The sequence below is a fragment of the Candidatus Njordibacter sp. Uisw_058 genome, from assembly GCF_047730065.1.
In the GTDB taxonomy this organism is placed as follows: Bacteria; Pseudomonadota; Gammaproteobacteria; order Pseudomonadales; family Balneatricaceae; genus Njordibacter.
Genome location: NZ_CP159829.1, coordinates 488983 through 503272, shown reverse-complemented (window position 1 = coordinate 503272; position 14290 = coordinate 488983). Strand labels below are relative to the sequence as shown.

Annotated in this window: 13 protein-coding genes; 4 read left to right on the top strand and 9 right to left on the bottom strand. The window is 43.7% G+C overall.

Annotation, left to right across the window (positions count from 1 at the left end; all coding sequences use genetic code 11):
• Nucleotides 1–7: 7 nt before the first annotated feature.
• The 7 genes from ABXT59_RS02410 to ABXT59_RS02380 form a co-directional block, all read right to left on the bottom strand.
• Nucleotides 8–790 carry an ABC transporter permease gene (locus ABXT59_RS02410; RefSeq protein WP_443637461.1) on the bottom strand — a complete coding sequence of 261 codons (783 nt, stop codon included), beginning with the start codon at nucleotides 788–790 and terminating at the stop codon, nucleotides 8–10.
• Between the two features lie 2 nt (nucleotides 791–792).
• Nucleotides 793–1980 carry a glycosyltransferase family 4 protein gene (locus tag ABXT59_RS02405; RefSeq protein WP_443637459.1) on the bottom strand — a complete coding sequence of 396 codons (1188 nt, stop codon included), beginning with the start codon at nucleotides 1978–1980 and terminating at the stop codon, nucleotides 793–795.
• Nucleotides 1977–3287 carry a TolC family protein gene (locus ABXT59_RS02400; protein ID WP_443637457.1) on the bottom strand — a complete coding sequence of 437 codons (1311 nt, stop codon included), beginning with the start codon at nucleotides 3285–3287 and terminating at the stop codon, nucleotides 1977–1979. Before ABXT59_RS02400 ends, ABXT59_RS02405 begins: the two co-directional genes overlap by 4 nt.
• A gap of 4 nt (nucleotides 3288–3291) precedes the next feature.
• The gene (locus tag ABXT59_RS02395) at nucleotides 3292–4617 is read right to left on the bottom strand and encodes an HlyD family type I secretion periplasmic adaptor subunit (RefSeq protein WP_443637456.1); all 1326 of its coding nucleotides are present in this window, start codon (nucleotides 4615–4617) and stop codon (nucleotides 3292–3294) included.
• Complete coding sequence (locus ABXT59_RS02390; protein ID WP_443637454.1) at nucleotides 4617–6389, bottom strand: type I secretion system permease/ATPase; 1773 nt, start codon at nucleotides 6387–6389, stop codon at nucleotides 4617–4619. Before ABXT59_RS02390 ends, ABXT59_RS02395 begins: the two co-directional genes overlap by 1 nt.
• Before the next feature lie 205 nt (nucleotides 6390–6594).
• A complete protein-coding gene (locus ABXT59_RS02385; RefSeq protein WP_443637453.1) occupies nucleotides 6595–7776 on the bottom strand; it encodes a glycosyltransferase in 1182 nt (393 codons plus the stop codon).
• 36 nt (nucleotides 7777–7812) lie between these two features.
• A complete protein-coding gene (locus ABXT59_RS02380) occupies nucleotides 7813–8490 on the bottom strand; it encodes a Crp/Fnr family transcriptional regulator (RefSeq protein WP_443637451.1) in 678 nt (225 codons plus the stop codon).
• 225 nt (nucleotides 8491–8715) lie between these two features.
• Between ABXT59_RS02380 and pepQ the strand changes: the two genes are divergently transcribed.
• The gene (gene pepQ, locus ABXT59_RS02375) at nucleotides 8716–10056 is read left to right on the top strand and encodes a Xaa-Pro dipeptidase (protein WP_443637450.1); all 1341 of its coding nucleotides are present in this window, start codon (nucleotides 8716–8718) and stop codon (nucleotides 10054–10056) included.
• Between the two features lie 136 nt (nucleotides 10057–10192).
• Here the strand turns inward: pepQ and ABXT59_RS02370 are convergent, their stop codons facing one another.
• Nucleotides 10193–10384 carry a hypothetical protein gene (locus tag ABXT59_RS02370; RefSeq protein ID WP_443637449.1) on the bottom strand — a complete coding sequence of 64 codons (192 nt, stop codon included), beginning with the start codon at nucleotides 10382–10384 and terminating at the stop codon, nucleotides 10193–10195.
• A 357-nt stretch (nucleotides 10385–10741) separates the two neighbouring features.
• A complete protein-coding gene (locus ABXT59_RS02365) occupies nucleotides 10742–11185 on the bottom strand; it encodes an HIT domain-containing protein (protein WP_443637448.1) in 444 nt (147 codons plus the stop codon).
• Nucleotides 11186–11369: 184 nt separating this feature from the next.
• Between ABXT59_RS02365 and miaB the strand changes: the two genes are divergently transcribed.
• From miaB to ybeY, 3 genes are read left to right on the top strand one after another with little or no spacing between them, the layout of a single operon-like run.
• Entirely contained in the window at nucleotides 11370–12743 is a 1374-nt protein-coding gene (miaB, locus tag ABXT59_RS02360; RefSeq protein WP_443637446.1) for a tRNA (N6-isopentenyl adenosine(37)-C2)-methylthiotransferase MiaB, read from the top strand.
• Nucleotides 12744–12748: 5 nt separating this feature from the next.
• The gene (locus tag ABXT59_RS02355) at nucleotides 12749–13780 is read left to right on the top strand and encodes a PhoH family protein (protein WP_443637445.1); all 1032 of its coding nucleotides are present in this window, start codon (nucleotides 12749–12751) and stop codon (nucleotides 13778–13780) included.
• Nucleotides 13777–14274: an rRNA maturation RNase YbeY gene (gene ybeY, locus ABXT59_RS02350; RefSeq protein WP_443637443.1), complete on the top strand. Its 498-nt coding sequence runs from the start codon at nucleotides 13777–13779 to the stop codon at nucleotides 14272–14274. The genes ABXT59_RS02355 and ybeY overlap by 4 nt, the downstream gene beginning before the upstream one ends.
• Nucleotides 14275–14290: the final 16 nt, after the last annotated feature.

The window sequence follows — 14290 nt, the reverse complement described above, 5'->3', positions numbered from 1 at the left end:
CGATTCCTTAAATCAAATCTCTTAGATCTCGCTCTAAGCCCTTAATAAAGCGCAAAGCAAGGTAGGTCATAGTGAGGGCAATGGCAAGGTGAGCAAATAACGTCCAGTAGGTTGGTATTTGGGCATCTATGATGATCGTCCTGTACATGGAAAGCAGCGGCACAACAGGATTAATATTAAACCACCACAGAAAGTTCTCTGGGATGATGCTTTGCACATAAACTATAGGGGTCAGCCAGAACCATATCTGCACGACCACGTTAGTGACTTCTTTAACATCACGGACAAATATGACCAACACGGCCAAAATTAGCCCAATGGCGTAAATAAATATAGACTGGATTAGGATAACAGGTATTAAACCCAACCATGCCCACGTAATGGGAAAGCCAATCCACAACATAAAAAAAGCAAAAAATACGAGGGAAATCAAAAAAACAATCAACTCTGCACCGATTACTGACAAAGGTAGCTGAGCTAAGGGCAGTTGAACCTTACCAATTAACCCTGCCTTATCCAAAAATATCGTGCTAATTCTTAGCACTGCAACCGAAAAATAAGTCCAAGGCAACATGCCACTTATTAAGTAGATACTATAACCGTATTCGTCAGAATCTAGCCCTAACAGAGCCAGCTTTGCCCCCATGATTTTGGCAAACACTAGTATGAATATAGCAATGTAAACCAGCGGGTAAACTATACTCCAGATACTGCCAAGCCACGTTCCAGCATATTTGTGCTGCAAATCTTGACGTAAGAAATGCACTAAAACTCCAGTTTTAAACGCCATAACTAAATCTGTGCACCATTATTTAAATTGCTAAGGGCGGTAACGAGCAACTGTTTAGAAACTTTCCAACTACGGTTTTTAGAGATCTCTAAGCCCTTTGTCTCGCATTCTATGCGGTATGAGCTGTCTAACAGCACTTTACGCATGCCTTGCGCAATACTTCCTATTGAATGCGGCGACACGATGCAGACGGCGCCACCAGAAGCCTCCTTCATTGCAGTATTGTCACTTGCAATCACAGCCGTACCACAGGCCATAGCCTCCGCAATAGGCATGCCAAAACCTTCAAAATGAGATACATAAGTAAATGCGGTAGCGGAGCTATATAAAGCCGGCAAATCCTTACTGTTTAAATACCCAAGCCATATGACTTCACCGCTATCAAGCATAGGCTGCAATGTTTTCTCGATTTCTTCTAACAACCAACCTTTTTTTCCCGATAATACCAATGGGTATTGGCTTTTCAACTCTGTAGATAACAATTTGTAGGCTAAAAGGAGGCCTTGTAGGTTTTTTCTTGGCTCCAGAGTACCAACAAACAGTATAAAATTCTCTGGTAAGCCTAATCGTTTTTTCAATTGGGCACACTCTGATGCGGTGCGCGGATAATACTCGCTTTTTACTGAGGGTGGCACAACTGTAATTTGCCGGTCGTCCAAATCAAAATGTTCCATCACACTTTGCTTTGTATATTGTGAAACAACAATGACATGCTTAGCTCTTGCCAATGTTCGAGGTAGCTCTGCCTTTAGGTATTTAACACGCGCTTTGGGGTGAAACTGCGGACAAATAAGATGAGACAGGTCATGCACCGTTGGCACGCAGACACCCTGATGATTTAGGCAAATATAGTTGGGCTCCCAATAAATATAGTGCTTCAACATATTGCGGTAAAATCGAAAACTAATCTCACGATATGCATTAATAGCTTTTCGAGCTATCCGCGCAATCAATTTTAACCTGCTCATTTTTTTTAAGTATCTAGTCAAGGGCTGATCTGTTTGATGACCTTGTTCTAGCGCAGCTATTAATACTGAAATTTGATGGCGGTCAAGATACCTAGAAGAACGAATGCCTTTTATGTCTTGTACCTGATCGTCGTCTAGCATCTCTTTAACAAGGTTCAAAGTGTATTCGCCTATGCCCGTAAGGGGGTGATTAAGCGAACTCAAGTTAACCAACAGCTTCATACATCATTACCAGTGTTGGGAAGTTGCTTCGACAGCTCTCGGAGGTATTCGATAGTTAGTTGGCCAGCCATGTGCCTGAGCTGAATACTGCTAAGCATTGCTTCATATGTTGTCTGCTTAAGTTGCAACTGTAGCTCAAACTCTTGTTTGGTTGAGGCTAGCAGCTGAGCTTGCGTGGATACACCATATTTGAGACCAGTCTGAATCGCTTGGGTTGCTTCTTGGGTTGACTTTAAGGCACGCTTTATCGCTTTACTACGTTTACCCATCGCTTGCTCACGTAAATATTGCACAGTAATACGGCTTGTCAGGTCTTGCTCAATTTGTCTATGTTGTTGTAATGTGATTGCGTAGTTATCTTTACTATATTGGCGCTGGGCCTCCACTTTCCCACCCTGGTAGATCGGCATATTTAAAGTAATTACAAAGCTGTGTCCGCTTGCACCTGGGGCACTATTACCCCCCCCTCTATTTGATTGGTTTCTTATGTTCAGTCTTGCATCAATGACAGGGAAGTTTGAAAAAGCAAGTGCGTCAAGTGACTTCAAGGCCACTTTCGATCCTACATCAGCAGCTTTTAAAGCGTAATTAGACTCTTGGGCCTGAGCCAGCCAAAACTCTAACCCACGTTCTTGAATAATGAAATTCAGCTGATTTTTTGGCTTGAATACGCCTACTTCAAATCCCACAACTTGGCTCAAGTTATTAAGGGCAGTGCCTACCTCAGATATCGCAACAAGCGTCTCAGATACAGACAAATCATACTTGGCTTGTGCCATATGAACGTCTGTTATATAGACTTCCTTCAATCTAGATTTGTACTTTATGGATTTAAGTAATTTTGCGTTATAACGCTCCTCTTGCTGTTGCAAGTTCATTTTATCTATTGCTATCGCTGCTTGAACGTATTTTTCGGTGACGTCGAGCAACGCCATACCCTCCGTTTCCAACAACCTAAAACGAGCCTGCTCAATCTTCAGGTCAAGACTCGACTGAATATCTAAAGCGCCTGCATCATATATTTTCTGAGTTACTGTAAGTTGTTCAGTCTCTGCTAAATAGTTAAGATTTTGATAGTTACTACCACGTTGACCCTGCAGCCCAAGACTGCCACTTATCCCCACCTGCGGCTCAAAAGCTGAATATTGAATCAAAGACTGCTGCTTATCCATATTCATGGAGAGTGTTGCAATTTGGACTTGCGGATTGTTTACAAGAGCAGCCTCAGCCACATCAACCAGTGATGCGGCAGCACTAGGCATAGCCAAACTAGCCGTTATTAATATTTTAGTTAACGCTTTATACATGGCTTTATTCCTCTATAAATGAACGTGAATAAGCTTCTAACGCAGGCTGCAACAAATATTGCAACAGGGTTCTTGTACCCGTATTAATCAATACTTCAGCTGGCATTCCGGGAATTAACGTATGCCCCTCCAACGCGATCATCCCCTTATCGGTCACCTCTAAACGGGCTAGGTAATAGGGAAAACCTCCATTTTCAGACACTAGTCTATCTGCTGAAATGTATTCTATTCGGCCTTCTATTACTGTTGATTTGACCTCATTGAATACACTGAAACGAATGTCAGCTGTTGAACCTACCGCAACGCTGTCGATATCGTTAATAGCAATCTGAGCTTCCACAATAAGCCTGTCTTGGTACGGGACAATATCTAATATCGAACGGCCCTGAGCAACAACACCGCCAACGGTATGCAACGTCATGTTCAACACATTACCCGTTACTGGAGCCAAAATTAGCGTTCTAGATATTTTTTCAGACAATATGGAATTTTTTTCCTGTAGCTCGTTGATGGCCATATCAGTTTCTGCAAGTTGCTGTGCAACTTCGGCTGTACGATCTTTTCTCAGCTGTGTGATATTTAGCTTGGTTTCATTAACCTGCATATCCAAGGCATTGATACTGCTATTCACCTTCGCAACATCACCATTCAAAGTGGATATGTTGCGCTCGAGATCACGCACCCTGCTTATCTGAGCGTAGCCTTCTTTTAACAACTCGTTTTGATCGTTCAAGTCAGTCTTATAGGAAGCTAACAACATGCTTGTCGTGTTATTTTGCTCTATCAGACCACTACGGTTTGACTCAAGTTGGCGAATACGCTGCTGAAGAACGTTAACTCGGCCACTCATTGCAGTAGTGCGTGCTGTTAATAGGTCTTGCTGGTTAGCCAACATCACCTGAGTTCGCTTATCGCCTTTTGGTAGAGCAATAGAGCCAACATCTATCACTAGCTTTTGCTGCTGCTCAGCAAGCAACCTTTTGGCAATGATCCTTGCTTGCATCAATTGATGGGTAAACACGTCGAGCTGAGCAACCAATTGCGAGGAGTCTAACTCTACCAAAAGGTCTCCCGCCTCTACCGCTTCACCATCTTGCACTAAAATACGCTTAACCGTTCCACCTTCAAGGTGCTGTACTGTTTTTTTGTTAGAAGCCACCTTAACCGTTCCTGCAGCAAAAGCAGCTCTCTCTAGGGGCGCAAGAGCAGCCCAACTGCCAAATAAGCCAAAACAAAGCACAATGATTAGTAAACCTATAATGCGATAAAAAGCATCACCAGTCTTAACGACAGGCCAGTCCGACTGACCTATGGGTTGCGGCTGATTCATTACATATTCCCTTTTAAATGTGCTGGTAAAACAGGTTTTGGCGCGCTTGGTCTTGGCAGGGGTACAGGATTTTTTGGTTGGTTTGCAGAATGTGATGCCATCAACTGTGGTAGGACCTCCTCACGCGGGCCATACATTTCTGTGCGACCATCTTTCATAACCAACAACTTATCGACCTGAGCCAAAATACTAGGTCGATGCGTAACGATGATGACCGTTATACCCTTTGCACTCATTTGCTCTAAAGCCTTAGCTAAAGCGAGCTCTCCCTGTTGATCCAAATTTGAATTAGGCTCATCCAAAACCACTAGAACAGGATCACCGTATAGAGCTCGAGCAAGCGCTATACGCTGCCTTTGACCACCAGAAAGAACACCACCCGTGGCACCGATAATAGTGTCATAACCATCAGGAAACTGGAGGATCATCTCGTGCACACCCGACATCTGCGCAGCCCTAACCACTGCGTCTGAGTCAAGGTCACCAAAGCGACTGATATTTTCACTTATAGTGCCGTCAAACAGCTCAATATCTTGGGGTAAATAACCTATATGGGGCCCTAGCCGCGCCCTATTCCAAGAAAATATATCCGCACCATCAAGCCGTACTTTACCACTTAAACAGGGCCAGATTCCTAGCATGGCTCGTGCTAAGGTAGATTTTCCAGCACCACTTGGCCCTACAATAGCGACACTCTCTCCAGCATCTATACCCAGCTGGATACCTTTAACAATAGGATTTCTAGACCCTGGCGCTCCAACGACAACAGCTTCTAGGAAAAGATTACCCACTGGATCAGGCAAGGCCATTTTTTCTTCAGGACTTGGAATTTGGCTCAATAGTTTATTAAGTCGATCGTACTGCTGGCGAGCACTTATAAAACCCTTCCAACTGCCAATCATTAAATCAATGGGCGCTAATGCTCTACCCAACAATATGGAACCTGCAATCATCAGACCTGGAGATATTTCTTGGTTAATCGCTAGGTATGCACCCGCCCCTAAAACCAAAGACTGCAACAACATTCTAAACGTTTTGGAAAAATTGGCTAAAAAACCTGCCCGCTGGCTAGCAGTAGACTGATGGGAAAGACTTTGGATGTTGTTTCTTAACCAGAGGGACCTGATGTTATCAAGCATCCCCATAGACTCAATCACCTCGGCGTTACGGATACTGGCTGCAGTCATGCCTGAAGCGGCCATTTGGAATTTATTGGCGTTCATCAAAGGAGGATTAGTTGATTTATGGTTAATGATAGCGATCACCACTAACACTAGGCCCCCACCCACTGCCATCCACCCTAGCAGTGGATGAAAAGCAAACATCACAAACATGTATATTGGAATCCATGGCGCATCAAAAAAGGCGAACACGCCAGCACTGGTAAGGAATTGGCGCAGGTTAGTCAAATCATTTAACGCTTGTGTGTTTCCACTTTGGCCCCCAGTGTAGAGACTCATGCGAAAAACCGCATCGTATAACCGTTGATTGAGATTCATTTCTATACGATTACTCACTCGCACAAGTATCGCGGAGCGCATCCATTCAAGAGCGCCCATTACCACCATCAACATCACCATGAGCAGCGTCAGCATCAATAAAGTGACTTGACTACCACTGCTTAGAACACGATCGTACAGCTGTAGCATGTAAAGAGCAGGAACAAGCATCAGTAAGTTTACAAATAAACTAAAGAACCCAACAATTGCAAAAGAACCTCGACAGTTTTTTAATGCACGTTGCAAGTCAGTTTTTTGGGGTTTTATAGCCATGTTCTTGTCCTAAGAAAAAAGAATTTCCTTGAATTGGCCTTTAACTATAGGCCTAATTTTACGCTGCGAAAAGATAACGAAAGAAGCTTAACATATATGTGATATATATCACAGTTTTTTAAATATTTACTTTTTAATCTAACCTTAGTTTTAAACCATAAACACGGAATCAAACAATATTCCAAATGCTGAAAATGATGTTTCATCACTTATTTATTCCTCGACGCCAATTGCTCCTCCCTTTTGGTTTATCACTCTGGGCATTATGTGATAAATTTTTATTAGAAATCATGCTTTGATAAAGTTTAATGTAACTCTTAGCCATCAAGGTCACATCAAACATTGAGTCAAAACGCTGCTTAGCTAACAGACCCATCTTTACTGCCTCATTTGGTGATTGATGCATGAACATCATAGCTTCCTCGAGTTCTACTTGGCTGTTAGGGGTCACAACCAATCCTGTGGACATGTGTTGATTAACCCAGGATGTGGCGGTACCAATTTCTGTTGTTATCATTGGTGTGGATTGTCGCGAGGCTTCTAACAACACAATGCCAAAAGCCTCAGACCTTTGGCACGATGGCAACACTAACACTCGAGACAAATATAGCAAGGCGGCTTGATCAGCGCGGCCCACCAAGCCTACAAAAGAAATATTATCAGCTCCTAGGGATTGGGCTTGCAGCATTATTTTTTCCGTGAGCATGCCTTTACCAGTGATGACCAACTGAAGCTTTGTTCTCGCCGCAGCCTCAACCAATGTTGGCAGACCTTTATAGGACCGATGGGCACCCATAAATAGCTGAAAGCCAGAGCCTACAATTTGTTTCCAATAAGCTAGGCAAGATTGATCAAATTCTGCAGGCTCAGCTTGTATGGCCAAAGGAATCACGACCGGGGGCTTTTTTAGTGACTGTAAAACGCAACTTGAGGCTTTGTAAACGGGTGATGTAGCAACAACCACATCAGCTCTATTTAGGAACAAGCGCATAAGAGGGCGGTATAAATAACCTGTAAAACGCTGCCTCACAATATCACTGTGATAAGTGACTACCTTCGGCAAACTAGACTTGGCAAAAAACGATAAAATATCTTGAAACGGAAATGGGTAATGATAATGAACCACATCTACTCTGCGAGAAAGAACCCAGAAAATAGGAATCATTGCAAAAGCAATGGGCATTGAAAATCCAGTGAACTGAGGCCTGACTAAAACAACGATTGAATCTCTATACCGAACCACAGTGGTAAAGTTTACAGGACCACACGCAAGTATTATATGAAGACATTTTGGCTTTGTAGATTCAACTAGATTTTCGATAAAAGCTTCAACACCGCCGAACTTTTTCGGCCCAAAACACTTATATACGTGCAGCACCCGGATCATGAAAACTTGCTCCAACAAAATACCTTATTCAAAAAACTAAACGTCAAGGCTGAGGTGCTTTAAAGCATCAAGCTTTATAACAATCAGCCTTTTGCCTTCTTTTCTTACCACAGCCGCTACTTGTAATTGGCTTATGGCACGTGACACCGTTTCCCTGGTCGTGTTCGTCATGATTGCCATCTCATGCTGGGTCAAGACGCGCTCAATAATGGTTTCACCTTTAACGGACTCAATTTGCTGCAGGAGAAGCTTATAAATACGGCAATATGCACTACCAGAACCAAGGAGGATGATATGTTCGTTGTCTTTACGAATGGTATCTGTCAATTGCAAAAGGAGTTTTTTAGATACATGAGGCACAGAAAAAATGAGTTGCTGAGCTTCTTTTTTTGGCAGCACAATTACAATTGATGGCTCAGTTGCTATTATTGAGGCAGAACGAGGCCTGCCATCAATTAATGAGAGCTCGCCAAAATGCATCCCTGGATTAATAAACACAAAACCAATTTCACGACCATTTTGAATAAAATCTACGACTTTCAATCGCCCAGACACTAGAAAATAGAGCTCCGCAGAAGCCAATCCTTTTTGCACAACACTTTCATTTTTCGCATAAGTACGGATATGAAAATGCGTCAACAAAGCGTTTTGAATGATGGGATCTAACCCCTCAAGCAGCTGCATCTTGTCTAAATCAGTCGTTTGTAATTTCATTACAGCGATCCTTGTGCATTAATAGCATGCTATTTAACCTACCACCAAACGTCACGATGTACAGTGGCATTGTTATTGCAGTTACTGCACGCAACTATTATGTGCGATTCGTCACATAGTTGCAACTATTTGGAGTATTGCTTGCAACGGATAATACTCCTTGCTCTAATAGCCACTAGATCTGATAATCATACTCAACCCTATCTAGTTTAGAACCTTTTAGCCATGAATTCAGATGTTACAAAAAGCTTCTCCTCACTTTATCCTCGTCATTTGTCTCGCCTTACAGAAATAGCAGAAAAAGCCATGCATGCAGAGCAGTGCGACAGTATGTTAATTCACAGTGGCGTCCCCAAACTGCACTTTTTAGATGATTACCATAGCCCCTTTAAGGCCAGCCCCCATTTTGTTTGGTGGCTGCCCGTTACCCAAAGCCCCCACTGCTACTTGCTCATACAAACGGGCCAAAAACCAGTGCTTTTTTATCATTTGGCTGATGACTTTTGGCACGTGCCACCCCAACCACCGCAGGGGTTTTGGTGTGATTACTTTGATATTCATTTTTGCGCTGATTTAGCACAAGTCAAACAAAAGCTGAGTCATTATCAATCCACAACTGCTCACAGAGCATGGATTGGAGAGGATACTGAGCTTGCTAAAGAGCTAGGTATTAACACATCAAACCCAGACGGTTTAATGCATCGTTTACACTACGGTAGAGCGGTTAAGAGCCCATATGAAATTGCTTGCTTAACCCAAGCCAATATCCTCGCTTTAGCTGGCCACAGGGCAGCAGAACAGGCTTTTATGGATGGCAAAAGTGAGTTTGAAACGCAACTCGCCTACCTTGCTGCAGTGCAGTTAGATCCCGTCGAAATGCCTTATCGTAATATTATTGGTTTTGGCTCTCACAGTGCCGTTTTACATTATCAACACTACGACAACAAGCCACAGAATATGCATCAGCCGCAGAGCTTCTTAATCGACGCTGGCGCCCCATGCCATGGCTATGCCGCTGACATTACCCGCTGCCATAGTCGTGGTAGCCCTTTTTATCAAGGCTTAATAGACGCCATGACTAAAGCCCAACTCAGTGTGTGCGCTATGGTAAAGCCTGGGGTAAATTTTGCTGACCTGCACCATCAAATGCACAGCTTGGTGTTGGATTTACTATTAGAGTTTAAACTCGTGCAAGGTTCGAGAGACGAATTAGTCACCCGTCGTATAAGCAGTGTGTTTTTCCCCCATGGCTTGGGCCACTTGTTAGGCATACAGGTGCATGACATTGGTGGCTGGCAGCAAGACGAAGTGGGCACTATGCTCCTACCTCCAAAGAATCACCCCTTTTTACGTTGTACCAAAATCTTAGAAAAAGACATGGTAGTTACAATAGAACCAGGGCTTTATGTGATTGATAGCTTGTTACAAAAGTGCCGTGATAATGGCTTAGGTCATCTTCTCAACAATACAGCTATCGACCAATTAAGGCCTTTAGGTGGCGTGCGTATTGAAGATAATGTTGTCGCTGCACAACAACCTATTAGCCTATTCAATTTAGGGTCTTGAGTAAGATCTAGCAACGCAGCTGAGTGCAGTGACTTTTTATGGGGCTAATCTTTGAATCATGAACTAGGGCTTGAACTTATAACGGCATTGCTCCCCTTTTCTCGTCTAGCGTATCCATATTAGACTGTTCTATGGATCAATGTGAACCAACTTCAGTAAAGCGTAATAAGTAACCATCTGGATCAAGCAAACCAAATTCAGTCCGCTCTTTCATCCTATCCGTTCGCCAATACCAGCTGGTGTAAAGCTCGACAAATGGTTTAATGTCTGCAGCCAATGCGGATTGGTAAATTGTTTTAATATCATGGGTAAGGATTTGAAAGCTCACACCTCACCCATAAGGTTTTTTTAGTGGTGCAGGCTCCCAAGTCCCATCTTGCTTGCAACATGCGATCATAATTTGGGCATTTCCAAATTCTAAATATGCGTGGAGATCATTACCACGCCTCTGGGCTACAGAAAACCCAACTACCGCCGTATAATAGTGCAGGCTTTCATCGAAATTTAAACATCAGAATTCAGGTACAAGTGTGCGAACTTGGAACATAGTTTTTGCCTTTTCATTTAAAAGAGGCCGCAGCCTAAATCTCAAGTAAAATTACAATAAAAAAATTCATTTTTTCAACCACAATGCAATTACTGTTCATAGACAATGCTAAAATCATCTCAGTCAAACACATACAGTTTAGGGTCGTAGACAGGCTCGAATATTGGTTAATTGTTGCACTAGCTGGGCCTCACTATAAGGATTGGCAGCCAATTGCCCCCACACTGGGTTAGGCCACGCTGGGTCATTGGTAAAACGCCCAATCACGTGAATGTGCAACTGGCTCACAATATTGCCTAAGGCACCAGTATTAAGTTTTTTGGGGCTATATAGGTTAGTGACCATGGCAGCCACTTGATTCATTTCGTGCAGCACTTGTTGCTGTTGCTTCATTGGGAGCTCGGTGAGTTCTGTTGCCTGCGTGACGGTTGGCACCAAAATAAACCAAGGCACACTGGCATTATTCATTAGCAATAAGGTGCACACACCTAAGTTAGCAACAAATTCACAATCGGCTTTTAGGCGCTCATCGAGTTTAAAATGCTCACCCGTCTCTTTAGTGACTTCATTCATATTTTTCATGCGTATCTACTGTGTCTCTTATGCCCATTTTCATAGTCTACGACCCTGTGGTAGGCCCTGAATCCTTGAGCATACTCTATTAGCCTCTATTAACCTTTATTAGCGCTAAAAACAGTGTTTTCAAGCTAGGTTTAATGGAGGTCTTAAATGTATAATAACACTTCAATTGACGTAGGTGTGCCACATGACTAAAAAGCTATTTATTAAAACCCACGGTTGCCAGATGAATGAATATGATTCGTCACGCATGGCTGACTTATTGGGTGATAGCCATGCCATGGAAATTACCCACAACGAGGCTGATGCAGACGTGCTGCTACTTAATACCTGTTCTATCCGCGAGAAAGCCCAGGACAAGGTCTACCACCAGCTAGGCCGCTGGCGCAAACTCAAAGAAGCTAATCCCCAAGTTAAAATTGGAGTGGGTGGTTGTGTGGCGAGCCAAGAAGGTGAAGCCATTTCTAAACGAGCGCCCTTTGTAGACATGATCTTTGGGCCCCAAACATTGCACCGTTTACCCGAAATGATCGATGCCACCGACGCCAGCACCAAGGCTGTAGTGGATGTTAGTTTTCCAGAAATAGAAAAATTCGATAACTTGCCCGCACCAAAAGTGGAAGGTGCACAAGCGTTTGTGTCTATTATGGAAGGCTGTTCAAAATACTGTTCATTTTGCGTGGTGCCATATACCCGGGGTGAAGAAGTGAGCCGCACCCTTGCCTCAGTCTTGTTGGAGGTGGAGCAACTGGCCGAACAAGGCGTGCGAGAAGTCAACTTGTTAGGTCAAAATGTGAACGCCTATCAGGGCGAAACAGATGATAGTGACACGGTGGATTTAGCTGAACTGATTGTAATGGTAGCCAATATTGATGGTATCGATCGTATTCGCTTTACCACCAGCCACCCTGTTGAATTTTCTGACAGCTTAATAGACGCTTTTGGTCAAATACCCGAACTGGTTAGCCACTTACACCTGCCAGTGCAATCTGGCTCTGACAAAATATTAATGGCTATGAAACGCGGCCACACGGCCTTAGAATACAAATCTAAGATGCGCCGCATCCGCAAGCAACGCCCAGACATTAGCTTTTCATCAGACTTTATTATTGGTTTTCCTGGTGAATCTGACGCTGATTTTCAGGCCACCATGGATTTAATTGAAGACATTGGTTTTGATTTATCCTATAGCTTTATTTATAGCAAACGGCCAGGCACTCCCGCTACTGACTTACCTGATAACACCGATGATGTGACTAAAAAACAACGTTTAGCGCAGTTACAACGGCGCATTGACAGTCAATCATTTGATATTAGTAAGGCCATGGTGGGCAGCTTGCAACGGGTGTTGGTGAACGGATACTCTAAAAAAGACCCAGGCAAATTAACCGGGCGTTCAGAAAATAACCGGTCTGTGAACTTTGCAAGTAATAATGCTGACTTAATTGGTAAGTTCGCCCAAATCCTTATTTTGGAGGCGTTTCCCCATTCCTTGCGAGGTAAACTCGTGGCTTCTGAGTTAGACGGGCTTGCGCCTGTTGGCCCAATCGTGCTGCAATAGGTGATATGAGAAAATCTACCCACAGGTCAACTAGCTCAGACGGTAACAAAAACGAGACCACGTTTAGCCTGTTACCCGATAACACTCAACACCTTGCTAGCTTGCAAGGTCAGTTGGATGGCAACCTGCGTATTATTGAACAACGCCTTAAAATTAGCATTAGCAACCGTGGTAATCGTTTTCATTTGGCAGGCCCCGATGCAGCTTGTACTGCTGGTGAAAACGTATTACAACAACTCTTTCGTGAAGCCCAACAAACCAGCGAAGTCACTCCAGAAATGGTGCATCTCGCCCTAGTGGAAGCCCAACAAACCATGACCGAAACCAGTGTTAATTTAATGGTCCCCAAAGCCAACCAGCCACAAGATACGGGGCTTACTATTCGCACCAAACGCAGCACCATAAAACCTCGGGGCGAAACCCAGCAAAATTACATTCGGTCTATCCACAAATATGACATTAACTTTGGTATTGGGCCAGCTGGTACTGGCAAAACTTACCTTGCCGTGGCCTGCGCTGTTGAAGCGCTAGAACGGGAGGAAGTGCGTCGCATAATACTCGTGCGTCCCGCGGTAGAAGCTGGAGAAAAACTGGGTTTTTTACCGGGCGATCTGGCGCAGAAAATAGATCCTTACCTGCGCCCACTCTATGACGCACTGTATGAGATGGTAGGCTTTGAAACCGTCGTGCGCATGATTGAAAAGAACATCATCGAAATTGCACCTTTAGCCTACATGCGCGGCAGAACCCTAAATGATAGTTTTGTCATTTTGGATGAAAGCCAAAACACCACCTGCGAACAGATGAAAATGTTCCTCACCCGCATTGGCTTCGGTTCTACTGCGGTGATTACCGGTGATGTCACCCAAATCGATTTACCCAAAGGCACTGCGTCTGGCCTAAAGCATGCCATTGAGGTGTTGAATGGTATTAATGGCATTGGATTCACCCACTTCTTATCTGGCGACATAGTGCGGCACCAACTAGTGCAGCGCATTGTAGATGCCTACGACGCATTTGAAAATAAACCCTCATGATGGTAGATCTACAGATTGCCTGTGATAATAAAAATTTGCCGAGCTTAGCCCAGTTAGAGCAATGGACAAAATTAGCCCTACAAACACCTAATACGGCGGCTGAAATAACCATCCGTATGGTTGATAATGAAGAGAGCCATGCATTAAATCTGCAATATCGTGGCCAAGACAAAGCCACCAACGTTTTGTCATTCCCTTTTGAAACACCCGAGTTTGAAGACCCCAAATTAACTGCAGCGATGGCCTATGAATTAGGGCCTGTGAGCTATTTAGGCGACTTGGTGGTCAATGCGCCATTGTTAGCTCAAGAAGCCGCACAGCAACACAAAAACGTGACTGATCATTGGGCCCATCTAATTATACATGGCACCTTGCATTTGCAAGGTTTTGCCCATACTGAAGACCAAGAAGCCGAAGAAATGGAAGCGCTTGAGGGCCAGTTATTGGCAAGCCTCAATATAGCTAACCCTTATGTTGCTATAGAAAGCGACTAAGCGTATAAACTGGTGT

Coding starts and splice junctions, on each gene's coding strand:
- ABXT59_RS02410 (WP_443637461.1), bottom strand. CDS start 790: ATGGCGTTTAAAACTGGAGTTTTAGTGCATTTCTTACGTCAAGATTTG.
- ABXT59_RS02405 (WP_443637459.1), bottom strand. CDS start 1,980: ATGAAGCTGTTGGTTAACTTGAGTTCGCTTAATCACCCCCTTACGGGC.
- ABXT59_RS02400 (WP_443637457.1), bottom strand. CDS start 3,287: ATGTATAAAGCGTTAACTAAAATATTAATAACGGCTAGTTTGGCTATG.
- ABXT59_RS02395 (WP_443637456.1), bottom strand. CDS start 4,617: ATGAATCAGCCGCAACCCATAGGTCAGTCGGACTGGCCTGTCGTTAAG.
- ABXT59_RS02390 (WP_443637454.1), bottom strand. CDS start 6,389: ATGGCTATAAAACCCCAAAAAACTGACTTGCAACGTGCATTAAAAAAC.
- ABXT59_RS02385 (WP_443637453.1), bottom strand. CDS start 7,776: ATGATCCGGGTGCTGCACGTATATAAGTGTTTTGGGCCGAAAAAGTTC.
- ABXT59_RS02380 (WP_443637451.1), bottom strand. CDS start 8,490: ATGAAATTACAAACGACTGATTTAGACAAGATGCAGCTGCTTGAGGGG.
- pepQ (WP_443637450.1), top strand. CDS start 8,716: ATGAATTCAGATGTTACAAAAAGCTTCTCCTCACTTTATCCTCGTCAT.
- ABXT59_RS02365 (WP_443637448.1), bottom strand. CDS start 11,185: ATGAAAAATATGAATGAAGTCACTAAAGAGACGGGTGAGCATTTTAAA.
- miaB (WP_443637446.1), top strand. CDS start 11,370: ATGACTAAAAAGCTATTTATTAAAACCCACGGTTGCCAGATGAATGAA.
- ABXT59_RS02355 (WP_443637445.1), top strand. CDS start 12,749: ATGAGAAAATCTACCCACAGGTCAACTAGCTCAGACGGTAACAAAAAC.
- ybeY (WP_443637443.1), top strand. CDS start 13,777: ATGATGGTAGATCTACAGATTGCCTGTGATAATAAAAATTTGCCGAGC.